Source organism: Thalassospira sp. MCCC 1A02898, assembly GCF_001618185.1.
GTDB classification, from domain to species: domain Bacteria; phylum Pseudomonadota; class Alphaproteobacteria; order Rhodospirillales; family Thalassospiraceae; genus Thalassospira; species Thalassospira tepidiphila.
This window is the reverse complement of sequence record NZ_LPXK01000003.1, coordinates 17,381-43,176: the sequence shown is the minus strand read 5'-3', so window position 1 is coordinate 43,176 and position 25,796 is coordinate 17,381. Positions and strand designations below refer to the sequence as shown.

24 protein-coding genes are annotated in these 25,796 nt (G+C 55.8%); 21 read left to right on the top strand and 3 right to left on the bottom strand.

Features of this window, described 5'->3' with window-relative positions; translation table 11 throughout:
* Positions 1 to 114: 114 nt before the first annotated feature.
* Positions 115 to 483 carry a helix-turn-helix domain-containing protein gene (locus AUQ41_RS04720; RefSeq protein ID WP_063087007.1) on the top strand — a complete coding sequence of 123 codons (369 nt, stop codon included), beginning with the start codon at positions 115 to 117 and terminating at the stop codon, positions 481 to 483.
* On the opposite strand, the gene AUQ41_RS04715 is transcribed toward AUQ41_RS04720, so the two are convergent.
* Positions 484 to 978, bottom strand: coding sequence for an N-acetyltransferase (locus AUQ41_RS04715; RefSeq protein ID WP_063086997.1), 495 nt, complete (start codon positions 976 to 978; stop codon positions 484 to 486).
* Positions 979 to 1,140: 162 nt separating this feature from the next.
* Between AUQ41_RS04715 and AUQ41_RS04710 the strand changes: the two genes are divergently transcribed.
* The 7 genes from AUQ41_RS04710 to AUQ41_RS04680 all read left to right on the top strand — a co-directional run bounded on the left by AUQ41_RS04710 (position 1,141) and on the right by AUQ41_RS04680 (position 10,703).
* On the top strand, positions 1,141 to 2,097 hold the full coding sequence (locus AUQ41_RS04710) for an acetyl-CoA carboxylase carboxyltransferase subunit alpha (protein WP_008890050.1): 957 nt from the start codon (positions 1,141 to 1,143) through the stop codon (positions 2,095 to 2,097).
* Positions 2,098 to 2,223: 126 nt separating this feature from the next.
* Positions 2,224 to 3,060 carry an ion transporter gene (locus AUQ41_RS04705; RefSeq protein ID WP_063086996.1) on the top strand — a complete coding sequence of 279 codons (837 nt, stop codon included), beginning with the start codon at positions 2,224 to 2,226 and terminating at the stop codon, positions 3,058 to 3,060.
* Between the two features lie 113 nt (positions 3,061 to 3,173).
* On the top strand, positions 3,174 to 3,953 hold the full coding sequence (locus AUQ41_RS04700; RefSeq protein WP_040823107.1) for an MBL fold metallo-hydrolase: 780 nt from the start codon (positions 3,174 to 3,176) through the stop codon (positions 3,951 to 3,953).
* 107 nt (positions 3,954 to 4,060) lie between these two features.
* Complete coding sequence (locus AUQ41_RS04695; protein ID WP_063086995.1) at positions 4,061 to 7,252, top strand: ABC transporter transmembrane domain-containing protein; 3,192 nt, start codon at positions 4,061 to 4,063, stop codon at positions 7,250 to 7,252.
* Between the two features lie 80 nt (positions 7,253 to 7,332).
* The gene (locus AUQ41_RS04690; protein WP_063086994.1) at positions 7,333 to 7,578 is read left to right on the top strand and encodes a hypothetical protein; all 246 of its coding nucleotides are present in this window, start codon (positions 7,333 to 7,335) and stop codon (positions 7,576 to 7,578) included.
* Between the two features lie 180 nt (positions 7,579 to 7,758).
* Positions 7,759 to 9,246: an NAD-dependent succinate-semialdehyde dehydrogenase gene (locus AUQ41_RS04685; protein ID WP_063086993.1), complete on the top strand. Its 1,488-nt coding sequence runs from the start codon at positions 7,759 to 7,761 to the stop codon at positions 9,244 to 9,246.
* A gap of 56 nt (positions 9,247 to 9,302) precedes the next feature.
* Positions 9,303 to 10,703 carry an aspartate aminotransferase family protein gene (locus AUQ41_RS04680; protein WP_063086992.1) on the top strand — a complete coding sequence of 467 codons (1,401 nt, stop codon included), beginning with the start codon at positions 9,303 to 9,305 and terminating at the stop codon, positions 10,701 to 10,703.
* A 163-nt stretch (positions 10,704 to 10,866) separates the two neighbouring features.
* Here AUQ41_RS04680 and AUQ41_RS04675 read toward each other — a convergent pair whose 3' ends face one another.
* Positions 10,867 to 11,292, bottom strand: a complete 426-nt coding sequence (locus AUQ41_RS04675; RefSeq protein WP_143588783.1) for a hypothetical protein — start codon at positions 11,290 to 11,292, stop codon at positions 10,867 to 10,869.
* Between the two features lie 187 nt (positions 11,293 to 11,479).
* Positions 11,480 to 12,499: a TRAP transporter substrate-binding protein DctP gene (gene dctP / locus AUQ41_RS04670; RefSeq protein WP_008890042.1), complete on the bottom strand. Its 1,020-nt coding sequence runs from the start codon at positions 12,497 to 12,499 to the stop codon at positions 11,480 to 11,482.
* Positions 12,500 to 12,726: 227 nt separating this feature from the next.
* On the opposite strand from dctP, the gene AUQ41_RS04665 reads away from it, so the two are divergent.
* The 13 genes from AUQ41_RS04665 to AUQ41_RS04605 all read left to right on the top strand — a co-directional run bounded on the left by AUQ41_RS04665 (position 12,727) and on the right by AUQ41_RS04605 (position 25,736).
* A complete protein-coding gene (locus AUQ41_RS04665; RefSeq protein WP_008890041.1) occupies positions 12,727 to 14,124 on the top strand; it encodes a PLP-dependent aminotransferase family protein in 1,398 nt (465 codons plus the stop codon).
* Between the two features lie 154 nt (positions 14,125 to 14,278).
* A complete protein-coding gene (locus AUQ41_RS04660; RefSeq protein WP_051007605.1) occupies positions 14,279 to 14,863 on the top strand; it encodes a TRAP transporter small permease in 585 nt (194 codons plus the stop codon).
* A 14-nt stretch (positions 14,864 to 14,877) separates the two neighbouring features.
* Entirely contained in the window at positions 14,878 to 16,161 is a 1,284-nt protein-coding gene (locus AUQ41_RS04655; protein ID WP_063086990.1) for a TRAP transporter large permease, read from the top strand.
* A gap of 104 nt (positions 16,162 to 16,265) precedes the next feature.
* Entirely contained in the window at positions 16,266 to 17,069 is an 804-nt protein-coding gene (locus tag AUQ41_RS04650) for an Asp/Glu racemase (protein ID WP_063086989.1), read from the top strand.
* Complete coding sequence (gene eutB / locus AUQ41_RS04645; protein ID WP_063086988.1) at positions 17,066 to 18,055, top strand: hydroxyectoine utilization dehydratase EutB; 990 nt, start codon at positions 17,066 to 17,068, stop codon at positions 18,053 to 18,055. Before AUQ41_RS04650 ends, eutB begins: the two co-directional genes overlap by 4 nt.
* Before the next feature lie 6 nt (positions 18,056 to 18,061).
* Positions 18,062 to 19,054 carry an ectoine utilization protein EutC gene (eutC, locus tag AUQ41_RS04640; protein ID WP_063086987.1) on the top strand — a complete coding sequence of 331 codons (993 nt, stop codon included), beginning with the start codon at positions 18,062 to 18,064 and terminating at the stop codon, positions 19,052 to 19,054.
* Between the two features lie 57 nt (positions 19,055 to 19,111).
* Positions 19,112 to 20,293 carry an ectoine hydrolase DoeA gene (gene doeA, locus AUQ41_RS04635; RefSeq protein WP_063086986.1) on the top strand — a complete coding sequence of 394 codons (1,182 nt, stop codon included), beginning with the start codon at positions 19,112 to 19,114 and terminating at the stop codon, positions 20,291 to 20,293.
* Between the two features lie 121 nt (positions 20,294 to 20,414).
* Positions 20,415 to 21,413 carry a N(2)-acetyl-L-2,4-diaminobutanoate deacetylase DoeB gene (doeB, locus tag AUQ41_RS04630; protein WP_063086985.1) on the top strand — a complete coding sequence of 333 codons (999 nt, stop codon included), beginning with the start codon at positions 20,415 to 20,417 and terminating at the stop codon, positions 21,411 to 21,413.
* A gap of 2 nt (positions 21,414 to 21,415) precedes the next feature.
* Complete coding sequence (locus AUQ41_RS04625; RefSeq protein ID WP_008890033.1) at positions 21,416 to 21,907, top strand: Lrp/AsnC family transcriptional regulator; 492 nt, start codon at positions 21,416 to 21,418, stop codon at positions 21,905 to 21,907.
* Between the two features lie 206 nt (positions 21,908 to 22,113).
* Complete coding sequence (locus AUQ41_RS04620; RefSeq protein WP_063086984.1) at positions 22,114 to 23,520, top strand: arylsulfotransferase family protein; 1,407 nt, start codon at positions 22,114 to 22,116, stop codon at positions 23,518 to 23,520.
* Positions 23,517 to 23,822: a hypothetical protein gene (locus AUQ41_RS04615; protein ID WP_063086983.1), complete on the top strand. Its 306-nt coding sequence runs from the start codon at positions 23,517 to 23,519 to the stop codon at positions 23,820 to 23,822. Before AUQ41_RS04620 ends, AUQ41_RS04615 begins: the two co-directional genes overlap by 4 nt.
* Before the next feature lie 37 nt (positions 23,823 to 23,859).
* Positions 23,860 to 24,600 carry a hypothetical protein gene (locus AUQ41_RS04610; RefSeq protein WP_063086982.1) on the top strand — a complete coding sequence of 247 codons (741 nt, stop codon included), beginning with the start codon at positions 23,860 to 23,862 and terminating at the stop codon, positions 24,598 to 24,600.
* Positions 24,597 to 25,736 (top strand): sulfotransferase, encoded by a 1,140-nt coding sequence (locus AUQ41_RS04605; RefSeq protein ID WP_063086981.1) that lies wholly within the window; start codon positions 24,597 to 24,599, stop codon positions 25,734 to 25,736. The genes AUQ41_RS04610 and AUQ41_RS04605 overlap by 4 nt, the downstream gene beginning before the upstream one ends.
* Positions 25,737 to 25,796 lie beyond the last annotated feature (60 nt).

The following is a 25,796-nucleotide window of genomic DNA, read 5'->3' as shown; positions in this document are numbered from 1 at the left end:
TTTGAAATAAGTACGCACAATTTCAGCATATAGTATCAATTTGTATACTATTGTGAATTTCCGGGCATTACAGGCACGTTCCCTGAACCGGTCTTGCTGATTTGGAGGTTAATGATGAATAGCTGCCCACCCAACAGAAGCCCCGGCTGCCCGGTTGAAGGTGCGCTTGATATGATTGGTGGCAAGTGGAAAGGCGTTGTGATGTTCCATCTGCTTGATGGCACGAAACGCTTTAACGAGCTGCGCCGTCTGATGCCCGGCGTCACCCAGCGCATGCTGACCCGCCAGCTCCGCGAACTTGAAACCGACGGCTTGGTGCATCGTGAAGTTTACGCCGAAGTCCCGCCGCGCGTTGAATACAGCCTGACCCAAAAGGGTGAAACGCTGCGCGGCATTATTCTGGCCTTAAAGGACTGGGGCGAAACCCACGTTCCGTATTATGCGATGTCAAAACGCCCGATGCCCGAAAGTGAACCCGCCTGATCAGATTTGCTGCAAATCGCGCGCCATTTTCCAGAATGTCGTTCTGTCATATCCCTCATGGACGCCTTCGCCGGCAATCGCAAACCCGCGTGATGTGAAGAACGCGATATTGTCTTCAAGTTCGATCCGAACACTAAGCCGCATATGCTGCTTGCCGCGATCACGCGCAAACGCGCAGGCGGCCTCGACCAACGCCTTGCCGATACCAGCCCCCTTGACCGCCGGGTCAACCGAAAGCTTGTAAAGATAGGCGTCCTTTCCGACATCCTCGATCCAGATTTGGCCGATGATGTTGCCACTGCCATCCCGGGCGACGAACAGCGTGTCGCGGGCAAAGCGCCATTGCAGTTCGGAAACCGAAACCGATTTGGCCGAACTCGGCGGATCGACAATATCGTCCTGAAAGGCAAAGGCTGCCAAAAGAATTTCAACAAGCCGCTCGAACGAAACGTCGTCCGGGGCGTTGATGTGTGTGATCTCGATACTGGACGTCATGGGGTTCCACGTGCAAACTGTCGGGCGTAATGAATGTATGAACACTACGCCATAATTATTACGTAAACGGAAAATATGGACTGTTCATAGCTCCGCCCTTGACGTGGCGGGTCGATATACTATGTTCCGCCCCATTGTTTCCCAGTCGGATATGATGCCCTGATGCATAACTTCCTCGATTTTGAAAAGCCGATCGCCGAACTTGAAGGCAAGATCGAAGAGCTCCGTCATTTGACGGGCAGTGACGAAGTCAACATCGCAGACGAGGTTTCCCGCCTGCAGGAAAAGCTGACCAAGCTTTTGCAAGGCACCTATGGCAAGCTGACCCCCTGGCAGAAAACCCAGGTGGCGCGCCATCCTGATCGTCCGCATTTCACCGACTATATCGCCAACCTGTTTGACGATTTCACCCCGCTTTCCGGTGACCGCCAGTTTGGCGAAGACGCCGCAATCATCGGTGGTTTCGGTCGTTTGCAGGGCCGCACGGTGATGGTGATCGGCCATGAAAAAGGCCGCGATACCGAAACCCGTGTGAAACACAATTTCGGTTCCGCCCGTCCCGAAGGCTATCGCAAGGCAATCCGCCTGATGCGCATGGCTGAGCGTTTCAACATCCCGGTTGTCACCCTTGTTGATACTGCCGGTGCCTTCCCGGGTGCCGATGCCGAGGCGCGTGGCCAGTCCGAAGCCATCGCACGTTCGATCGAAGCCTGCCTTGATATCAAGGTGCCGCTGGTATCGGTCATCATCGGCGAAGGTGGATCGGGTGGTGCGATTGCGCTTGCGGTTGCCAACAATGTTCTGATGCTTGAAAACTCGATCTATTCGGTGATTTCGCCAGAAGGTTGCGCATCCATTCTGTGGCGTTCTGGCGACGAAGCCAAAACCGCCGCCGAGGCGCTCCGTCTTACCGCACAGGATCTGTTGCAGCTTGGCGTGATTGACGAAATCGTGCCAGAGCCGCTTGGTGGCGCACAGCGCGATGCCAAGGAAGCCTGCAAACGGGTTGGCAAAGCGATCATCAAGGCACTTGAAAGCATGGACGACGTCGAAGGTGGCGTGCTCAAGGCGCGCCGTCGTGACAAGTTCCTTGAAATGGGCCGCAAGGGCCTGAACTGATTTTCCATTCAGGGCGCAGACCATCATCAATGATGCTGCGCCCTGTTGTCATTTTCCGGCGCAGTCTGTCCGTCGGTTATATCCGGCAAAATGAAGCGCCCTTTTCCGGCCTGGTCGGGAGGCACCATGAATTTTCTTCGCCGGATTGTTGAATCCAATCGCTTTCAAAACTTCATCACCGCCGTCATTGCGATTAACGCCATCATCCTCGGGCTTGAAACTTCCCCGACCGTGATGAATGCGGCGGGGTCGGTGTTGCATGTGCTCGATCAGGTGGCGGTGGCGATTTTTGTCATCGAACTGGTGATGAAACTTGCGCTCTATCGGCTGGCCTTTTTCAAGCGCGCTTGGAATGTCTTTGATTTCACGATTGTTGCCATCACCCTGATGCCGGCAGGCCAGGGCGTCTCGGTCCTGCGTGCGCTGCGTATCCTGCGTGCCTTCCGCCTGATTTCGACCGTGCCCTCCATGCGCAAGGTGGTCGAAGCCCTGATGCGCGCCATCCCCGGCATGATTTCCGTCCTGACACTGCTGTCGCTGGTGTTTTATGTCTCGGCCGTGATGGCGACCAAGCTGTTTGGCGAAGGCTTCCCCGACTGGTTTGGCACTATTGGCGAATCACTTTATTCGCTGTTCCAGATCATGACGCTGGAAAGCTGGTCGATGGGTATTGTCCGCCCGGTGATGGAGTCTTATCCGCTGGCCTGGCTTTTCTTCGTGCCGTTCATTCTGGTAACGACATTTGCCGTCCTGAACCTGTTTATCGCGATTGTGGTTGATGCGATGTCGACACATGTCGATGTTGAAGAAACCCAGACACGCGATGTGATCGAACTCGATCATCAGGAAATCATGACCGAACTGCGCGCTCTGCGTAGTGAAATGAGCAAACTTGCCAGCGCCCGGAACGACCATCCACAAGACGTCCCATCCGATCAAAACAAGACATCGACACCATCCTGAACCGTCGGTCAGGCCAGGCTTGCCGGGAAAATTGAGCGGTTACTCATAAAAAGGGGGTGGTTAAACGCCCCGAACCTCGTCTAATCTTTCGACAAATATCGGGAGATCGGGGAATGAAGCTAACGTTTGCGGGGACAGGATCGGCCTTTTGTATGGCCGCTGACAATTTTCAGAGCAACATGGTTCTGGAAACGACCCCGTCGGGCAATGACCAACCACAGCGCCTGCTGATTGACTGCGGTTCAGACGCGCGCCATTCGCTGCGCAACATTGGTCATATGCCAAACGACATTCATGGTGTCTATGTCAGCCATCTGCATTCGGACCATATCGGTGGGCTCGAATGGATGGCGCTTGCCAATTATTTCGTCTTCGAAGGTCACCGGGCGGAACTGTTTGCGGTCGACGAACTGCTTGAACCGCTGTGGGAACACTCTTTGCGCGGCGGCCTTGAAATCAGCGATCACGGCAACAGCAAACTGTCATCCTATTTCGATGTGGTCCCACTTTCCACCAAGAACGGTTTTGACTGGCATGGCATGCATTTCGATGTCATCCCGGTTGCGCATGTCGTGACACCGGAAAGCACGATGTATTCCTATGCCCTGTTCGGTCACGGCCAGAACAAGTCCTTCTTCCTGACAACAGATGCGATCTTCAATCCCGAAGATCATATGCCGTTCTACAAAAAGGCCGACATCATCTTTCAGGATTGCGAACTCGGCCCCCGTCATTCCGGGGTCCATGCCCATTACGACCAACTTGTGACCCTGCCTGCCGAGATCAAGGCGAAGATGTGGCTCTATCACTATCAGGCTTATGATAAACCCGACGCCGTGGCGGACGGTTTCTGCGGGTTCATTGAACCGGAACAAAGTTTTGATCTTGGTTGATCAGACAACCGGCGCATAACCTGCACATTAGGGTCCTGACCCTGCCCAACTATAAAAACGAGCAAACGGAACAAAAATGTTCCACAACCACAAAACGGGACGTGCGAATGCCCAAATCGGTTTTTGCCTATATATGGCGTCATAGCCGCCTCCAGCAGATCATGCTGACATTGGTCACGCTGGCCTCTTTCCCGTTTCTTTATTACTCGCTTGATCTGCCCAAGCAGATCGTCAACGAGGCCATCGGTGGTGCCGGTGCGCCCTATGACATCCTTGGCGTCGATCTGACCCAGATCGAGTATCTTTTCGCCCTCTCGGGCATTTTTCTGGCCCTCGTCTTCGTTAATGGCGGCTTCAAATACTTCATCAACGTCTATCAGGGCGTGATGGCAGAACGCATGCTGCGTCGCATGCGCTACGAGCTTTTTGATCGTGTTCTGCGTTTTCCGCTGCCGCATTTCCGCAAGACCAGTCAGGGCGAAATCGTTTCCATGATCACCGCCGAGGCCGAACCGTTGGGCGGCTTCTTTGGCGAGGCCTATGCCCTGCCGCTATATCAGGGCGGCATTCTGATCACGATTTCGGCCTTTATCTTTATTCAGGACCCTTTGATGGGGCTGGCAGCGATCGCGTTTTATCCGTTGCAGGGTTATCTGATCCCGAAACTGCAACGCCGCGTGAACCTGCTTGGCAAACAGCGCGTTCAAAACGTGCGCCGCATGTCCGAACATATCGGCGAGACGGTTGGTGGTGCGACCGATATCCGCGCAAACGAAACGCAAGGGTTCGAACTGACCCACTTCACCCAGCGTCTGGGCCGGATTTTCGAGATCCGCAAGGAAATCTATTTCCGCAAATTCTTCATCAAGTTCCTGAACAACTTCATCGCCCAGATCACCCCGTTCTTCTTCTATTCCATCGGTGGCTATCTGGTGATTACCGGGGATCTGAGCTTTGGTGCGCTGGTCGCGGCCCTTGCAGCCTACAAGGATATGTCGGCACCGTGGAAAGAGCTTCTCGCCTATTATCAACGCCTTGCCGATGCCAACATCAAATACGAACAACTGCACGAACAGTTCGAACTGCCTGATCTTGCACCGGAACACGAACTGATTGCACCGGTTTCGCCAAAACTGGCCGGCCCGCTCGATGTCAGTGCCCTGTCATGGACGGACGAGGACGGCACCCGTGTTGTCGAAAATGTTTCCTTTAACATGGGATTGCCGGGCAAGGCCCTTTTGACCGGCGCATCAGACAGTGGCAAATCACAACTTGCCCGTCTGATTGCCCACATCATGACCCCGACCGGCGGGCGCATTCAGTTTGCCGATTTTGATGCCACCACCCTTCCGGCTGCGGTGGTCGGGCAACGTCTGGCCTATGTCGGGGCGGATGCGTATCTGTTTAATGGCAGTATTTCCGATAACCTGTTCTATGGCCTGAAACACCGGCCCGTCCTTCTGGAACAGGATAACGACAATCCCGCACCTGATAGTGATGCGGACGCCAAAGCCTATCCCGATCCCAAATTTGTCGATGTCGTCGAACTTGCCGATCCAGCCGACCTGCCCTGGAAGCTGACGCGCGAAATGTATGACGAGATCCAGATGTCGGGCAACATCCCCTATGATCCGTCTGCCGAGTGGATCGATTATGTCGGACCGGGATTTGAATCGCGCGAAGACATGCAAAAGGAACTGATGCGCCTGCTTGAGGTGGTCGGCCTTGATCGTGATATTTATCGCATTGGTCTGTTGCGCCGGATCAGCCCCGAAGAACGCCCGAACCTTGTTCAATCGGTACTCGATGTCCGTCCGCGCCTTAAGGAAATTCTGGCCGAACGTCAGCTGTCCGACCTTGTCGAACCGTATGATTTCGACAAATACAATGATAACGCGCCGGTCGGCGTGAACATCCTGTTCGGGACGCCATCACGCACCGAATTCAAGCGGATGGACTTCCTGTCTCATCCCTATATCCAGAAAAGCCTGCGAGAAAGCGGCCTGTATGAAAAGATGATCAAGATGGGGCGTGAAACGCTTGATCTGATGATCGAACTGTTTACCGGCCTACCGCCGGGGCATGAATTCTTTGACCGATACAGTTTTGTCTCGGCCGATGAAATGCCCGAGGTCAAGAACATCCTGAAACGCACCGACGGTGTGCGTGTCGATGACATGCGCAAAGAAGACCAGTTGCGTCTTCTCGACGTTGCCATGCAACTGACCCCGGCCCGCCACCGCCTGCGCGTGATCGATGATGATTTCCGCGAACTTGTTCTTCAGGCCCGACCCAAGTTCCGCGAAAACATGCCCGATGATCTGGCAGGCTATATCGACTTCTTCGAGGCGGATGGCTACGCATCGGCCGCACCGATCCTTGATAACTTGCTGTTTGGTCGCTTTGCCTATGGCCGTGCAAATTCCGAGGAACGCGTTGGCGAGGTCCTGTTTGAAATCGCCCACGAAGGCGGTCTTTACGAAGGATTGGTATCCCTTGGCCTTGAAAGCCAGGTCGGCGTTGGCGGCAGCCGCATGTCCCAGACATTGCGTCAGAAAATCGCCCTTGTCCGTGCGCTGATCAAGAACCCGGATCTTCTGGTCGTCGACGAAGGTCTTTCGGCGCTGGACCGCGAAACCCGCGAAAGCATCATCAACTACCTGACGGGTGAAAGTGACCATACCAGTCTGGTTTGGGTCGATGATGATGATCATGCCGGTGAAAAGTTCGATACCTTGCTCTATATGTCGAACGGAAAGCTGGTCAAACGCAAAAGCGTTGCCGATGACAGTGAAACAACAACCGAAGAAACCGAAGACGAAGCCGCAGCCGCACTGGCCGCAGGCGACATCGATCAGGAAGTCCGGTTGCTGCGCACGATCCCGCTGTTCGCCGGCCTCGACCCCAGTGTCGTCAAGCTGCTGGCCTTTACCAGCCCGCGCCTGACCTTCAAACATGGCGAGGTTCTCGTCAAACAGGGCGATCCGGGTGATGCCGCCTTTATCGTCATTTCCGGGCGCGGTGAAATCTGGCTGACCACCGATGAACACCAGACACTCAAACTGCGTGACGTTCATGCCAAGGAAGTCATTGGCGAAATCGCCCTGCTTGTCGATGCACCGCGTTCGGCAACCATCCGCGCGGTCGAAGACATGACGGTTCTGAAACTCGACAAGACCGAATTCCTCGGCCTTGTTCGACAGGACCAGGCTGTTTCCAATCAGTTGATCCGTGTTCTTGCCCAACGGCTTGATCAAACCACCAAACAGCTGACCAACCGCAACAACGACAAGAACTGACAAAACGAACGGACGGAGCTCCCCGGTAAGGGGGAGGCTCCGTCCATCCTTCTTTTGCCTGACCTTATGAACTGCGCCTTATGAACAAAATCGCCTCCATTTTTCTTGCCGTATTGCTTGGCATCATCATGCTGGGCGGCTTTTTCGCCCTTGTTGGCGGCAGTGTTATCGGCGCACTGGCCTTTGTTATCGGCATCCCGGTCGCCTTCCCGATGACGACAAGCGTCGTGATCTTGTTTTTTGCCGCCATCATCATCCGAACCCTCATTGAAAAGCGCCGCCAGAAACGCGAAATGCGCAAATATCTGGATCAGTCAGAAGACTGATTTTCTGCGCGTTTTGGCGCTCAGCAGAAAAAACATTCGCTTTTTGCCACTCCGCGCCAAAAAAAACGCATCAAATGGCGCCGAGTTCGGTCACCTCCTCTGATCGCCTGTTGATACCTTCCTCTCAGTTCAATGACATGCTTCGCGCAAACCGCGCCAAGCTTAAGGAAGGAGGCCACCATGACGGCACAATCAAAGGAACAGCGTTGCGTTTCGCTCAGCCAGCTTTCCGATCTGCGTTTGCTGCGCGAACATGCCTATATTGATGGTCGCTGGTGCTCGGCTGACAACCTTCAGGTGATCGAAGTCACCAACCCGTTCGATGGCAGCTTCATCGGCACCGTTCCGAACATGGGCGTTCACGAAACCCGTAAGGCCATCGCGGCTGCCCGGGAAGCTTTCCCGGCATGGGCGGCCCTTCTGCCCCAGGAACGCAGTGCCGCTTTGCGGCGCTGGCATGATCTTCTGATTGAAAACAAGGAAGACCTGGCTCTTCTGATGACCCTTGAACAGGGCAAGCCGATCAACGAAGCCCGCGGCGAGATTGATTACGCCGCAAGCTTCATCGAATTTTACGCCGAAGAAGCCAAACGGGTGAATGTCGAAAACATCACATCCCACCTGCCCGGCCGCAACATGACCATCAAGCGTGAGCCGATCGGCGTCACCGCTGCGGTCACACCATGGAACTTCCCGTGTGCGATGATCACGCGTAAGGCCGCCGCGGCCTTGGCCGCTGGTTGCACCATGATCGTCCGTCCGGCCACCGAAACGCCGTTTTCGGCAACTGCACTGGCTGAACTGGCCGAACGTGCCGGCATCCCGGCCGGTGTGTTTAACATCGTCACCGGCGATCCGAACCCGGTCGTGGGCGAGCTTTGCGGCCATCACGATGTCCGAGCACTATCCTTTACCGGCTCGACCGAGGTTGGCCGTCTTCTGCTGTCGCAAGGTGCCCAGACGATCAAGAAAATGTCGATGGAACTCGGCGGTCATGCCCCGTTCATCGTCTTTGATGATGTCGATCTGGACGAGGCAGTCGCCCACGCGGTGAACGCCAAATTCGCCACCAGTGGTCAGGACTGCCTGGCGGCCAACCGCATCTTTGTTCAGCGCGACATCTATGACGACTTCCTTGATAAGTACGCCAAGGCCATCGCCGATCTGCGGGTTGGCAACGGCATCGAGGAATATGTCGAAATCGGTCCGCTGATGCATGACCGCGCAGTTGCCAAATGCGAAGAACATGTCGCCGATGCGCGCGCCAAAGGTGCCCGTGTTGTCACCGGTGGCAAGAAAATGGGCGGGCTGTTCTTTGCCCCGACCCTGCTTGCCGATGTCACCGACGAGATGAAAATCTTTTCCGAAGAGACCTTTGGTCCGGTGGCCCCGGTCATGGCGTTTGATACCGAGGACGAAGTCGTCGCCAAGGCCAATGACAGCGAATACGGCCTTGCCGCCTATCTGCTGACCAAGGACAACGACCGTGCCGCACGTGTTTCGAACGCCCTTGAATACGGCATGGTTGCGCTGAACTGCGTGAAAATCACCGGTGCACCGATCCCGTTTGGCGGCGTCAAACAATCTGGCCTTGGCCGAGAAGGATCGCGCCATGGCCTCGAAGAATTTACCGAACTGAAATACGTCTGCGCTGCTTACAAAGCCTAGGTTTCAACCTTGGTGCGCGCAAAAGACATCAACCGCATTCACATGGGAGAATTCAAATGAATGTCATCAAAAACACCACTGCTGATCTGCAGGAAATGGATCGGGCGCATTTCATGCACCCCTCGACCCACATGCGTCAGCACGCCGCCGGTGAAACCCCCAACCGCATCATCAATGGCGGCAAGGGCATCTATATCCACGACACCGAAGGCCGTGAAAGTCTTGATGCGTTCGCCGGTCTGTATTGTGTAAACGTCGGTTATGGCCGCACCGAAATTGCCGATGCGATCTATGCGCAGGCAAAGGAACTGGCCTACTACCACACCTATGTCGGGCACGGGAACGAGCCGGTCATTCGTCTGTCGGACCGTATTATCAAAAGCGCGCCCGAAGGCATGCAGCGCGTCTATTACGGCATGTCCGGATCGGATGCCAACGAAACCAACATCAAGCTGATCTGGTACTACAACAACATCCGCGGCCTGCCGCAGAAAAAGAAAATCATCTCGCGTTGGCGTGGCTATCACGGCTCGGGCATCATGACCGGCAGCCTGACCGGCCTTGCTGCCTTCCACAACGCATTTGATCTTCCGCGTGCGCCCATTCTGCACACCACCTGCCCGCACCATTACTGGAACGCAGAGGCCGGCGAAACCGAAGCAGAATTTGCCAAACGCTGTGCCAATGATCTGGAAAAAATGATCCTGCGCGAAGGTCCGGAAACCGTTGCTGCCTTCATCGGCGAGCCGGTCATGGGCACGGGCGGCATCATCACCCCGCCAGAAGGCTACTGGGAGGCCATCCAGGCCGTTCTGAACAAATATGATGTTCTGCTCGTCGCCGACGAAGTTGTGACCGCCTTTGGCCGTACCGGGTCTTACTTCGGATCGCTTCACTATGGCATCACGCCGGACCTGATCACGATCGCCAAGGGTGTGTCGTCGGGTTACCTGCCGCTGTCAGGTGTGATCATTGGCGAACGCGTCTGGAAAGTGCTGGAACAGGGTTCCGACCAGATGGGCCCGATCGGCCATGGCTGGACCTATTCCGCCCATCCGGTCTGTGCGGCTGCGGCCAACGCAAACCTTGATATTGTCGATGGTGAAAACCTGACAGGCAATTCGGCGGAAACCGGTGGTTACTTCCAGAAACGCCTGCATGAAACCTTTGACAACCATCCGCTGGTTGGCGAAGCCCGTGGCGTTGGCCTGATGGCCGCTCTTGAGTTTGTCGCGGATAAAACCAAGAAGGAACGCTTCGATCCGAATGCGAAAATCGGTCCGCGCGTTTCGGCCGCCTGCCTGGAACGTGGCATGATTGCGCGCGCCATGCCGCACGGTGACATCCTTGGCTTCGCCCCGCCGCTTTGCATCACCAAGGCCGAAGTCGACAAGGTCATCGACATCGCCAAACAGGCTGTTGATGCGGTCGCAGACGAAGTTGCTGCTGGCAAATAAGCCAGCCTGATATCACTGCGACATCAGAAATACCCTCCGCGTCAAACCTTCTTCCCGACGCGGCGGTGCACAGGGGCCGGGCCCATGACCGGCCCCTATTTTATGTCCGAGCAACGATGATCTCACTGCCACGATCTCACTGCCACCGGGCGCAAACCTTTGGTTACTGACAGGTCGTCGCAAACTTCCCGGCAGTATCTTTCTTGGAAGTCACCGTACAAGCAGCGGTGACGCTGCCCGATGCATTTCTGATTTGAAGTTGGATCTCGGCATTGCCGCCATCTGCCGACGGCCACCAGATCGAACCGGCACCATCAGAACCAAACAGGTTCAGATAAGGTGCCGCACCCGCATTGGTCACACCGGCAACAACCGTGGCATTCCCAGAATTACTCAGCGCATCCTTTACCGTCACCTTGGCTGAGTCCGGGGATGTTTCGGCCCATTCGCTCGACGAGATCGGCACGCCATTGGGATTGTAAACTTCCGCCTTTGGCGACGACACAAGCGTACCAAGCGCCATCACGGCAAACATAATCGCCGGGAAGATCGCGTCACGGACAGTTTGAAGCAGGTTGAGCATATTCACAGCCAGTTCCTTTCACGTCAGTTTCATCACCACAGTCCGCTTATCGGAAAGGGCACGTATGAGACGCAGAAACGCTGATGTTGTGAGCATCACCGGGATCACCGACCGACCATTCAAGACAAACAAAAACCCCCGCAAGCAGTGCCTGCGGGGGTTTGCGATATCTTATGAAATCGGGAAGGCCCGATTACATGTCGGTACCAAACTCTTCACGAAGCGAGTTCAGTACTTCTTCGGTGTCACCACCGACTTCCTCAACAAGGCTTGCGCCAACGCCTTTGGAAGCTTCCTTGAAGACCGAACGCTGTTCGTCATTAAGACGGATCACTTCGATTTCCGGCTTGGCTTCCTTGATGCGTGCAAGGGCTTCGTCATTAGCCTTTTTCTGGGCTTCATAGATGAAGTCATCCAGTTCGGCCTTTACTTCCGCCAGCATCTCTTTGCGTTCATCCGACAGGCCGTCATAGAACGCCGCGTTTGAAACCACGGTGGTGGTGTATTGCTGCTGACCGGCATAGATCAGATGGTCGGTCACTTCGTAGAATTTCGCACTTTCAACGAAGAAGATCGGGTTGACCTGTGCGTCAATCACGCTGGTCTGAAGACCGGAATAAACTTCACCCCACGGCAGGGCGACCGGATCAGCACCGAAAGATTCATAAGTTTCGATCAGGATCGGCGAGGTCATGACACGGAATTTCACACCATCGAAATCAGCCGGTTTTTCGACCGGTTTCTTGGTGGTCCAGACCATTTCGCCTTCCGGGTACATGGTATAAAGCTTCAGCCCCTTGGACTCGAAGTCCTTGGACAGACCTTCGTAAATGGTCGGGCTCGAAGACAGAACCTTCTTGTTCACCTCGTTATCCTGCGACAGCAGGTAGGGAACGCCAAAGACCTGAATTTCCGGAACGAATGTCCCCAGATGACCCGGCGATGCGTTCGAGAACTGAACAGCACCGGCTGCGGTCAACTCGGTAATGTCGTTCTCGGTGCCAAGCTGGCCATAGGTGTAAATGGTCACATTTACGTCGCCATCGGTCTTTTCTTCGACCAGGCGTTTGAATTCCTGAGCGTAAAGGTCCTGAACATCACCCGGGCTTTCTTCGTGGGCGAATTTCCATTCCTCGGCGTGGGCAGCGGTCCCTGCGACGGCAAACAGTGCAGCCGCCGATAGGGTCGCTTTAAGGAGTTTGTTCAGACTCATATCGAAGTCTCCCGTGTTATCGCGCTCAACGATCGGCGCCAACGCTTATGAAGGCACTCGGATCGGAACGCTTAATTTCAACATCACTGTGATGAACGCCCAAAGTTTTGAAATGTTCCTGCATCAGGTCAATGTTAGTTTTGTCTCATGACAAATTAGTCCGAACACCTACACAGAACCCGCCTGTCATGTTAGGGTCGCGAAAACATCAGGGTGGAAAAACAATCATGTGGTTACCTGACATCGACCTCAGCGGCGAAACAGGCCCGAAATACAAGGCACTGGTCGAAGCAATCATTACCGATATTGAATCAGGCAGATTGCGCCACGATGTCCGCATGCCAACACACCGTGAACTGGCCTATCGCCTGAAAGTCAGCGTCCAGACCGTCAGTGCCGCCTACAAGGAAGTCGAACGCCAGGGCTATTTGCGGTCCGAACGGCGTCGCGGCACCTTTGTGCAGGCCCGCCTGACCGACCGGGCATCGTCCTTTATCCTCGATAGTCGCCAACCCGATCTGGTTGATCTTTCAATCGTGCGTGCGGCCTATACCGATTTTCACAATGACCTGTCACGCCAGATGCACGCCAAACTGGCCGAAGAACCCCACCACGGCTGGATGGAAAGTTGCCGGCCGGTTGCCGGGTTTGATTATCACCGCGACATCGGGCGCAACTGGCTTTCCGGCATGGGGGTCGATGTTGAAATCCCCAACCTGCTGATTACCAATGGCGCGGCACAGGGCGTCTTTACCGCCCTTTCCACCGTCATTCAGCCCGATGACGTCGTCCTGACCGAAAGCCTGACCGATCATGGTGTGATTGGCTCGGCCAGCATCCTGCGCTTCAAGCTGGGCGCATTGCCGACTGATGATGAGGGCATCCTGCCCGATGCGTTTGAGCAAGAATGCCGCACGCGCCAAATCCGGGCCCTTGTCGTCACCCCGATCTTTACCAATCCGACCAACTGCCTGATGGGGTTGGAGCGGCGCAAACGCATCGCCGAAATTGCCGAACATTACGGCGTCTACGTCATCGAGGACGATGTTTATCGCCCGCTGCTCGAAGAGAACCTGCCGCCAATCACAAGCTTCCTGCCCAAGCTTGGCTTTCATGTCTCGAGCCTGACCAAGGCAGTTATGCCGGGCCTTCGAACCGGCTTTCTGGCTGTCCCGGCGCATTTGTCGATTCGTGCCAGCAGCGTTTTGCGCGTCACCGGATGGATGGGGACTCCATTGATGGCAGAGATCGGCGCACGCTGGATTGCCGATGGCACGGTCGATCAGGCGGTCACCGTCCAACGCGCCCTGATGCGCGAACGCCAGGCACTGGTGGCCGATATTCTCGGCGATGCGGTTGTGCGCCATCACCCGACATCACTGTCGGCCTGGGTGCGCATTCCCGAACATTGGCAGGAAGAATGGTTTGCCTCCGAACTGCGCAAAAACGGCGTAGCTGTCACGATTTCCGACCCGTTCATGACCGTCAAGGTGCCCCGGCCAAACGCCATGCGGATCTGTCTTGGCGGTGCTCCTGATACGCCAACGGTTCAGCATGCCCTGATCCAAATTCGCCATACCATGGATCAGATGCCCGGCGTTCACGCCTTCGACGTGATGTATTGATTTTGTGTCATGACAAAAATCTGATTGAACCATCACAAAGCGTTTTTATTCTGACTGAACCGGCGTGAAGCGAACGACAATCCGTGTGGGAGGGAACCAACATCCGCACACAGCGTTCCACAAAAATGTCTCGCACACGCATCAAGGAGGTTCTATGTCAGGTGCAAACGGGGAGGCCCCCGCTCCGAGTGGCGGGGCGTTGGGGATTTTAAGAAAACTCGACCACGGCTTGTCCGTCGTCGAACGACAGCTCCTCGGATGGAGCATCATCATCATGGCGGTGAACACCGTCGCCAATGTGATCATGCGCCTGGGGTTCAGTTCGAGCATCTTCTTTTCCGAAGAGCTCAATCAGTTTCTGATCATTCTTGTGACATTTGTCGGCATCAGCGAGGCCGCCCGCATGGGGCGCCATATCCGCATGTCGGCCTTTACCGATATGCTCGGCCCGCGCGCCAGCAAGGTCATGATGATCTTCATTACGCTTGGTACGGCCTCTTTGCTGTTCCTTCTGGCCTGGTATTCGATTGATTATGTTTCGTCGCTGATCACATCGAACCGGCTGACCCCGGCATTGCGCATCCCCTATTACCTGACCGTTCTGATCGTGCCGTTTGGCCTGTGCGTAACCGGCATCCAGTTTGTTCTGGCCGCACTGACCAACATCCTCAAACCGGGGACGCACCTGTCCTATCAGGTCGAGGATACGTTTGACGACGCCGACGAGCATCATCTGTAAGGGGGAATGGAAAAATGGATTTAGGAACAACAATCCTTCTGGTGATGCTCGGGCTTCTGGTGTTGGGCTTCCCGATGATGGTGCCGCTGGCAACCGCCAGTGTCGTTGCATTCATGTTTTACATGCCCATTCCCGAACGCATTCTGATTCAGCAGATGGTCACGGGCATCTCGCCGGTCGCCCTGATCGCGGTACCGATGTTTATCTTTGCCGCCGATATCGTGACAAAGGGGCATACGGCCAACCGGCTGATTGACCTCGCCATGACCTTTGTCGGCCATGTGCGCGGCGGCCTTGCGGTTACCACAGCCCTTGGTTGCACCATGTTTGGCGCGGTATCGGGCTCGACCCAGGCGACTGTGGTGGCCATGGGTGGTCCGCTGCGTCCCAAGATGCTCAAGGCCGGCTACGAAGACAAATTCGCCATGGCGCTGATCATCAATGCCAGTGACATCGCGTTTCTGATCCCGCCATCGATCGGCATGATCGTCTTTGGCGTGGTGGGCAAGGTTTCGATCGGTGAACTGTTCCTGGCCGGTATCGGCCCGGGCATTCTCATTCTGATCATGTTCTCGCTGTACTGCATGTACTACGCTAAAAAGAACGACATCCCGACCATCCCGCGCATGACCTGGGCTGAACGCGGCAAGGCCGTGATCAATGCTGGCCCCGCCATCATGTTCCCGGTTCTGATCGTCGGCGGCATTTATCTGGGCTGGGTCAGCCCGACCGAGGTTGCGGCTGTTGCCGTGGTCTATGCCATCATCCTTGAAGTGCTGATCTTCAAGTCGGTCAAATGGTCCGAGTTGCTGGCGATTGCGCGTTCAACCGGTCTGATCACAGCGGTCGTGTTCATTCTGGTCGGTGCAGGCACGACATTCTCGTTCGTGATTTCCTTTGCCCAGATCCCGCAACACGTGATTGGCGCATTGGGGCTTGAAGGGGCGAACTCCTATGTCATTCTGGCCGCGATCTGCATTGCCTTCTTCATTGGCTGCATGTTCGTTGACCCGATTGTTGTCATTCTGGTCCTGACCCCGATCTTCATGCCGCTTGTCAATGCGGCTGGTCTGGATCCGGTGCTTGTCGGTACGCTGGTCACACTTCAGGTTGCCATTGGCTCTGCCACACCACCATTCGGGTGTGACATCTTTACAGCCATCGCAATCTTCAGGCGACCCTATGCCGAGGTGATCAGTGGAACACCGCCCTTCATCATCATGCTGCTGCTTGCGGCCGTGATCTTGATCTTTGTTCCGCAGATCGCACTCTTCCTGCCAGAGCTTGCCTTCCGCTGATCAAGTTCTGGCCCGTAAATTCCGGCTGCGACCGGAAGCATATTTGAAAATTTGAAACTGGGTCGTCCTGATAAAATCGGGACGACCCGCTTCTGGAGTTCAGGATGATTTCCGTATCCCGTGCGGTTACGCCAGAGCCGGCAGACGTGCCCTATTCCCCTGATCCGGTCGGACCGGCAGGGCGGATTGGCCTGATCACGCTGGCAACCGACTTTAATAGCGAGGATGACCTGCGCGCCATCCTGCCGGGCGACGTGCGCCTGTTCACCACGCGCATCGAAAACGCCAACCCGGTCACGGTCGCAAACCTGCAATCGATGGCGGCCGACCTGCCACGCGCAGCCAAAACGCTGTTGCCGGGATATGGCGTTGATGTTGCCATTTTCGGCTGCACATCGGGCACCGCTGTGACCGGTTCGGACAAAATCGCCGAACTGATCAATCAAGGCATGCCGGGGACCAAGGTCACCAATCCGCTTCTGGCGAGTGAATTGGCCCTGCGTGCGGTCGGTGCGCAAAAAATTGCCATCCTGACCCCCTATCTTGCCGATGTAACCCAATCGGTTGCCGACGGTTTTCACGAACGTGGGTTTGATGTTACCCGTGTGATGGGTTTTGGTCTTGATAACGACTTTGATATGACCGCCCTGCCGCCCAAGGCGCTGCTGGAAGGTGCGCTCAAGGTCGACACGCCTGATGCCGATGCGGTGTTTATTTCCTGCACCGCGATCCGGTCTGCCGAAATCATTGCCGAGGCCGAAAGTCGTCTTAAGAAACCGGTCATCACCAGCAATCAGGCCCTGATCTGGCATGCCTTGAACCTGATTGGGTACAAAAATCCGATCACAGGGTTCGGAACCCTGTTTGATCATGCCCCGCAACCAACGAACCAAGTCGAGGTCCCATGAAAGACCCCATCACATTTGTTGATGTTCTTTCTGCCCGCAAAACCATTGCGGGTCATGTGATCCACACACCCTTGCGCCCGTCCGCCGCCCTGTCTGACCGTATCGGAAGCCCGGTCTGGCTGAAATGCGAACAACAACAATATACCGGCAGCTTCAAGCTGCGCGGTGCCGCCAACGCTGTGCTGCGCCTGAATGACGAGGAAAAGGCCAAGGGTGTCGTTGGCGTATCAACAGGCAACTATGGCCGTGCACTGGCCTTTGCCGCGCGCAATGCCGGGGTGCGATCGATCATTTGCATGTCCGAACTGGTGCCGCAAAACAAGGTCGATGGCATCCGGGCACTCGGTGCCGAAGTCCGCATCACTGGCCAGTCACAGGACGAAGCCCAACACGAAGTCGACCGGTTGGTCGAACAGGATGGCATGATCATGTTGCCGCCCTTTGACCATGCTGATGTCATTGCCGGCCAAGGCACCCTTGGCCTTGAAATCGTCGAAGCCCTTCCCGACGTGGATACCTTGCTGGTCCCGCTGTCCGGCGGCGGGTTGCTGGCCGGTGTGGCGCTGGTCGCCAAATCGGTCAATCCGATGATCCGGGTTGTTGGCATTACCATGGAACGTGGCTGTGCGATGATCACAAGCCTTCAGGAAGGCAAACCGACATCGGTCAAGGAATTGCCGACACTGGCCGACAGCCTCGGCGGCGGCATTGGTGAAAACAACCAGTACACGTTTGATATGTGCGGCGATCTGACCGACGATTTCGTTCTGGTCAACGAAGCCCAGATCGCCGACGGAATCAGGGCCGCCTACCATGATGACCAACAGGTCGTCGAAGGTGCCGGTGCCGTGGGCATTGCCGCCCTGCGTGCCGGTCTGGTCGACAATCCCGGCCGCACGGTCGTGCTGACGACGGGGTGCAATATCGACATGGACCTGCACAAACGCATTGTTGGCGGCGAAGACGTCGACCTGATGGCGGAGTAACAAACCATGCCGACAATCAGAATTCTGACCGAAACCGACCTGCGCAAGGTCATTGATCTCGATATGGATGCCATCAACTGTGTCGAAGGCGCGTTCAAGGCGCTTGCGACACAGGATGTCCGCATGCCGCCGATCCTGCGTCTGGATATTGACGAGTTTAATGGCGAGGTCGATGTCAAAACCGCCTATGTGCCGGGCATCGACAGCTTCGCCATCAAAATCAGCCCGGGCTTCTTTGACAATCCCAAGCTCGGCCTGCCATCGGTCAACGGATTGATGAACCTGTTTTCATCGAAAACCGGCCTGCTGGAAGCCGTCTTGCTCGATAACGGCTATCTGACCGATGTGCGCACTGCCGCCGCCGGTGGCGTTGCTGCCAAGCATCTCGCCCGCGAAGACGCCAAACATGCCGCCATCTTTGGTGCTGGCGTACAGGCCCACTTGCAGCTTAAGGCACTGACACTTGTGCGCGATATTACCTCGGCGACGATCTGGGCGCGTGACATCGCCAAGGCCGAGGCGTGTGCCAAAAAGGCATCACTTGAACTGGGCATTCCGGTGACCGTCACCACGGATGGCAAGGACGCCGCAAGCCATGCTGACATCATCGTCACCACGACGCCTGCGCGCGAACCGGTTCTGATGGCCGATTGGGTCAAGCCGGGCACGCATGTGACGGCGATGGGGTCCGATGCCGAACACAAAAACGAAATTGATCCTGCCCTGATCGGGCAGGCCGACCTTTATGTCAGCGACAGTCAGGCACAGACACGCATTCTTGGCGAACTGCATCACGCCATTGATGCCGGTGTGGTGCCAACTGACGCGACATTCCCCGAACTCGGCCAAATCATTGCCCAATCCTTGACCGGCAGGACAAGTGCGGGTCAGACTACGGTCTGTGATTTGACCGGAACCGGTGTGCAAGACACCGCAATCGCCACCCTCGCCCGCAGCCGCTGCGAAGCAGCATCTGCCGGAACCGAGGTCATCTCGTAACAACAAAAGGAAAATGGGTCAGGTAGCTGAAACCCCGCCTTTATCTGGAGGCCTGCGATGAGCCAGGTAGAATTGAATTTCACGCGTGAGGAATATGCCGAGCGCCTGGAGAAAACCAAAAAAGCCATGGTGGAAAAGGGGCTCGATCTTTTGATCGTCACCGATCCGTCAAATATGGCCTGGCTAACCGGCTATGACGGCTGGTCGTTCTATGTCCATCAATGCGTACTGGTTCCAATCGAAGACGACCCGATCTGGTTCGGGCGTTCGCAGGATGCCAACGGGGCAAAACGCACGGTCTATATGCCGCATGACCGCATCATTCCCTATGCGGATTACTATGTGCAATCGACCACCCATCACCCGATGGACTACCTTGCCGAGGTGATCGAATATCGTGGCTGGGCGTCGCGCCGTATCGGTGTGGAAATGGACAACTACTATTTCTCTGCCAAGGCCTTCCTGCAGCTCCAGACCCATCTGCCAAACGCCAAGTTTTCCGATGCCACGGCCCTTGTAAACTGGCAGCGCGCAGTCAAATCCGAGACCGAGATTTTCTATATGCGGCAAGCCGCCCGCATTGTTGAAAACATGCATGAACGCATTTTCGAAATCGTCGAACCGGGCATGAAAAAGAACGAACTGGTTGCGGAAATCTTCCGTACCGGGATCGCCGGTGTTGATGGCATTGGCGGTGACTATCCGGCGATTGTACCGCTTCTGCCATCGGGCGCAGATGCCGGTGCACCGCATCTGACCTGGGATGAAAAACCCGTTCCGGGCAATGCCGGGACTTTCTTTGAAATTGCCGGCTGTTACCGCCGCTATCATGCGCCGCTGTCGCGCACGATTTTCCTTGGCGAACCCGATCAGCGGTTCCTGGATGCCGAAAGTGCCCTGATCGAAGGCCTTCAGGCCGGGCTTGAAGCCGCCAAACCGGGCAATGTCTGCGAAGACATCGCCATCGCCTTCTTTGGGGTCTTGCAGAAATTCGGCATCGAAAAAGACAGCCGCTGTGGCTATCCCATCGGGCTTTCCTATCCGCCGGACTGGGGCGAACGCACCATGAGCCTGCGCCCCGGTGACCGCACGGTTCTTGAACCGGGCATGACCTTCCACTTCATGCCGGGCCTTTGGTTTGATGACTGGGGCATCGAGATCACCGAAAGCATGATGATCACCGAAACCGGGTCGAAAACCCTGACCAGCTATCCACGACAGCTGTTTGTCAAAAACTGACCCTGAAAAACCGTTCCGCACGCCATGACATCGCGACATTTGCGCGGGTCATGGTGTGCGCGACCCGACGCCACAGCCTGACGACGACGGTCGCGAAGTCAGGCTTTTTAAGGATACGACCATGACAAAACCATCGCCCATCAGCCCGACGATCCCGCTTGATCAGGATGGCATTCACCACGGCTTTCTGAAACTTCCCTATTCGCGTGATGATTCCGCGTGGGGTGCCGTGATGATCCCGATCACCGTGGTCCGCAATGGCAATGGCCCCACCGCCCTTCTGACCGGCGGCAACCATGGCGACGAATATGAAGGCCTTGTATCGCTGTTCAAACTGGCGGAATCCCTCTCGGCAGGTGAAATCACCGGTCGTGTGATCATTCTGCCAGCCATGAACTATCCGGCATTTCGCAGTGCATCTCGGACATCCCCGATTGATGCCGGCAACATGAACCGGTCCTTCCCGGGCAAACCCGATGGCACGGTGACGCAAAAGATCGCCGATTATATCTTCCGTTATCTCGTGCCCGAGGCCGATATCGTTCTTGATATCCATTCTGGCGGCAAGACGCTTGATTTCATCCCGTTCGCGGCGGCCCACGTCCTGCCCGACAAGGAACAGGAAGCACGTTGCGTTGCGGCTATGAAGGCATTTGGCGCCCCCTATTCGATGATGATGCTCGAACTTGATGCGGTTGGCATGTTTGACACCGTGGTCGAGGAAGCTGGCAAAACCTTTGTCACCACCGAACTGGGTGGCGGCGGTTCAACCACGGCCGAACGTGTCGCGATTGCCGATCGCGGTGTGCGCAACATCCTTATTCATGCCGGCATCCTCAAGGGTGAAATTGAACCGAGCCCGACCGGAACAACCATGCTTGATATGCCCGATGACCGTTGCTTTGTCGCATCCGAGGCATCCGGCCTGTATGAGCCGTGCGTTGATCTGGGCGATAGGGTCAAGGAAGGCGATCTGATCGCGCGCATTTATGATGTCGAACGCACCGGCACCCCGCCGCGTGAATATTATGCCCCGCGCGCAGGCATCGTTTCATGCCGCCATTTCCAGGGCCTGATCAAAACGGGTGACTGTTTGATTGTGATTGCCGAGGTGCTCTGACCATGGTCCGGCTTGATGAGCTCGATCTGAAAATCCTCAAAACCCTGCAACGCGAAGGGCGCATCACCAAGGTCAAGCTGGCCGAGGCGGTGAACCTTTCGCCAAGCCCGTGCTGGGAACGGCTCAAACGCCTCGAAGATCTTGGGGTTATTTCGGGGTATCACGCCCATATCAATCTGGAAAAGCTGGTCAAACCGACACTGGTCCTGACCGAAGTAACGCTCCGTCATCACCAGCATGACGACTTCCAGATTTTCGAACGCGCCGTGCAAGACATCCCCGAAATCGTCGAATGCTATGCGCTTGGCGGCGGGGTGGATTACATGCTCAAGGTGCTCTGTCATGACGTTGATGCCTATCAACGTCTGATCGACCGGCTTTTGGTGTCCAATATCGGGATTGACCGCTATTTCACCTATATCGTCACCAAAAAGGTCAAAACCACCTCAATCACCCCGATTGAAAATCTGGTCGAGCCCCCCGAACGCAAATAAAACCGGACCAGTGGGCAGGATGATTTTTCCTGCCCCGTCTGCATCCGCGCCCCAAAAAAACGGTATGATTGTTCATATTAACAATTAACGTTTAAGGCGAATTCGCGGCTAATTGCGGACCAATTCGCCGCAATTACCGATAAAATCGCCGTAAATTTGCCCGCACGTCTGCGTAACCTTTCTGTCAAAATACACGGAGGTTATGCGTGCCTGATACTGGTCAATACGAAGAGTCCAACACCACCAATACCGGTGATCGCCTGTTTCTCACAGCTTCTGTGATCGGAATTGCCGCGATCAGCTTTGGGCTTGGCGCGTTTGTGGTACTGGCGGAAGTTCCGCCGTACCAGTCTCTGAAAAATGCCTGGCGTGCCGGAACAGCACTTTGGGAACAACGGACCAAATATACCGATGTCGAACGGCTTGATTTCTGGTCACCGGCGCGCACCGATCAAACCGGTGTCACCATCCACGACCAGGACAAGGCACAGGATGGCCTGACACTGTATTCATCGGGCGATGGGCCGCATGCGGTTCTCATCGATATGGATGGCAACATCGTCCATGAATGGCGGATGCCGTTCAGTGCCATTCACGATGAAACATCCCCGATCCCCAATCCGCAAAAAGATGAATTCATGCATTGGCATACGGCCAAGATGGCGCCGGATGGCAATCTGATTGTCCAGTATACCGCGGCTGGTGACACGCCTTATGGCTATGGCATGGCCAAGATAGATCGCAATTCAAAACCGATCTGGAAATATCTTGGCACCGCGCATCATGATTTTTCCATCGCCGATGATGGGCGTGTTTATGCGCTGACACAGGAATTCCGCTTCAACACCTATCCCAACCGCAAACAACTCAGGCCGCCGCGCCTTGATGATTTTGCCGTGATCCTGTCACCCGATGGCAAGGAGATCAAACGCGTCTCGATCCTTGATGCGCTGATCAAGTCCAACTACGCCAACATGGTCGATTTCGCGCCGTATTTTGCCAATGAAGACATCCTTCACACCAACACGATCCAGTTGATCGACGACAAAACAGCCGCCAACTTTGCCTATGGCAAGGCGGGCGATGTCGTTCTGTCCTTCCGCGATCTTGGCATCATTGCCGTTCTGGATATGGATGCGGAAAAGATCACCTGGGCAACGCGTGGGCCGTGGCTCGGCCAACATGACCCGGATGTTCTGCCCAATGGCGAAATCCTTTTGTTCGATAATCAGGGACAGTTTGCCGATCCCGATGCCGGGTTCTCGCGCATTCTGCAAATCGATCCGCAAACAAACGCCATCACCTGGCAATACAAGGGCAACGCCGATCAGAAGTTTGACAGCAACATTCGTGCCGATCAGCAACGTCTGGCCAATGGCAATACGCTGATTACGGAATCAAGTGGCGGCCGCCTGCTGGAAGTCACCGATAGCGGCGAAATCGTTTGGGAATTCCACAACCCGATCCGCCGCGATGATCCCGACAATCCCGGTAAGAAACTCGTCCCCGTCGTCTCACAGGCCGAACGCATCAGCGATGCGCGTGCCGACCTGTTTCGCACTACCGCCCCCGCCTCAAATACAGGCACCTCCAACGCAGGAGAAGCACAATGAAACCGCAAATGAACAGCTCGATAATTCCGGCATCTAATGCCAAACAATCCCAGACATTTCTGACCATTGGCACTGTAACGCTTGCGGGCGCGATGATGCTGATTGCCTTTCCGGCCCAAGCCTATGTCGGGCCGGGTGCCGGACTTAGCCTGCTATCCGCCTTGTGGGCAGTTTTGGCGGCAATCGTCGTTGCAGTCGGTTTTGTTTTGATGTGGCCGCTTCGCAAGATGATGCGCAAACGCAAGGCAAACCGCGCGGCAAAGCCTGCGACCGCCAACCCATCCGAACATCAAAATTCCTGATTGGGCAGGCAGATGAACTCATACCGGACTATTTGCCATGGGATTGTTTGATTGGCCCGCCCCGGCATTTGCCGCCCTTGATGACCTGATGGCAACGGCCATTGGTCCGTTTGGCCGGGTGCTGATCTGGGCGTTGATCTGTGCTGGCGTGTCCATGGTTTTATATCGCCTGATCTCGCCGCAAACCCGCATCAAGCAGGTAAAGGCCGAAGTCAAGGCAGCCCAGCGCGCCATGTCCGATGACGATGGCGAGGATTTCGGGCAGGGCATGCAACTTGCCAAGGCGCAGCTCGCCAAATCCTTCAAACTGGTTGGCTTTGTCATTGGCCCGGCGGTTGTGGCATCCCTTCCCGCTCTTGCCCTGATTGTCTGGCTGGACGGGCAATACGGATATAGCTGCCCGCCGCCCGGCGAACCGGTTCAGATCGACGTAGAACCCAAGGATACCGAGATCGAACAGATCGGCGGCAACCCTGATGCGGTCACTGGTGCCTGCCCGATTGTCCAGATCCCCGGACATATCGAAGGACACAGCCATATCGTCGAGGCAGCAGCCCCCATTCCGGTCATGCATCATAAAGTCTGGTGGAACAGCCTGATCGGCAATCCGGCGGGTTATTTGCCCGATGACACCCCGGTCACACAGCTTCGCTTTGCCCTGCAAAGTCAGGAAATCCTCTCTGCCGGTCCGGACTGGGCCCGCGGGTGGGAACTGACATTCTTTATAAGCCTGTTGCTGGGGTCACTTGCCATCAAGAAAGGGTTTCGGATCGAATGACCAATGCGACCGCGAAACAGGCATCAAACAGCAATGCGTTTCATGTATCTGGCTGGGATCACTGGCTAAGCGGGCTGGTATCACGCCACCCGCAACACTGGATCCGGCTGGGCAATTTCGAAACCAGACTGGCCGCCGACGCGATTGAAGATATCAAGATCGAAAAGCCGATCTTTGTTGCCGGTCTTGCCCGATCGGGCAGCACCATTTTGCTTGAAACACTGGCCGGGCACGCGGATGCGGCAACCCATCGCTATCGCGATTACCCGCCTGTTTTCACGCCCTGGCTGTGGAACCGCTTTGTCGATCTGGCACCCGGCAAGAAAAATGTCGCGGTCGAACGCACCCATGCAGATGGCATCAATGTCACCCCCGAAAGCCCCGAAGCGTTCGAGGAAATGATCTGGATGGCCTTTTTCAACAATCTGCATGAAATCGGCAAAAGCAACGTTCTCGATGGCCATATCAGCAACCCGGGTTTTGAACAGTTTTATCGCGATCACATTCGCAAACTGATCCATGTTCGGGGCGGCCAGCGTTATGTTTCCAAGGCCAATTATCTGGTCACGCGCATGGAATATCTGCTGTCGATTTTCCCCGATGCCCGGTTTGTCTTACCGGTGCGCGATCCGGTCTGGCATATCGCATCCCTGATCAAGCAGCATAAACTGTTCTGCGCAGGCGAAGCCGACAACCCGCGCGCCATCGCCCATATGCAGCGCGTCGGGCATTACGAATTCGGACTGGACCGCCGCCCGATCAATACCGGCGATTTGCACGAAACCTTCGCGATCATGAAGCTCTGGACCAATGGCGATGAAATCGAAGGCTGGGCGCGGTATTGGTCCAACCTGCATCATTATCTGGCCGACCGGATGATCGTGAACAAGGATCTGGCAAAGGCGACACTGGTCGTGCGCTATGAAGACCTGGTCGCCGATCCTGCCCGGCAACTCGCATCTCTGTTTGACCATGTCGAACTGGATGATGCTCAGGCCCTGATTGATCGTGTCGCGCCGACCATTCATGCGCCGGACTACTACCGGCCGAAATTCGATGAGGGTGAAATTGCCCTGATCCGCGATATCACAAAGATCGCCGCCAAACGCTTTGGCTATGACGCGGTATCTGTCTGATACCGCGTGACCCGGCCCGCGCGAACACCGCCAAATAAAAAAGCGGGACAGGATCATCAT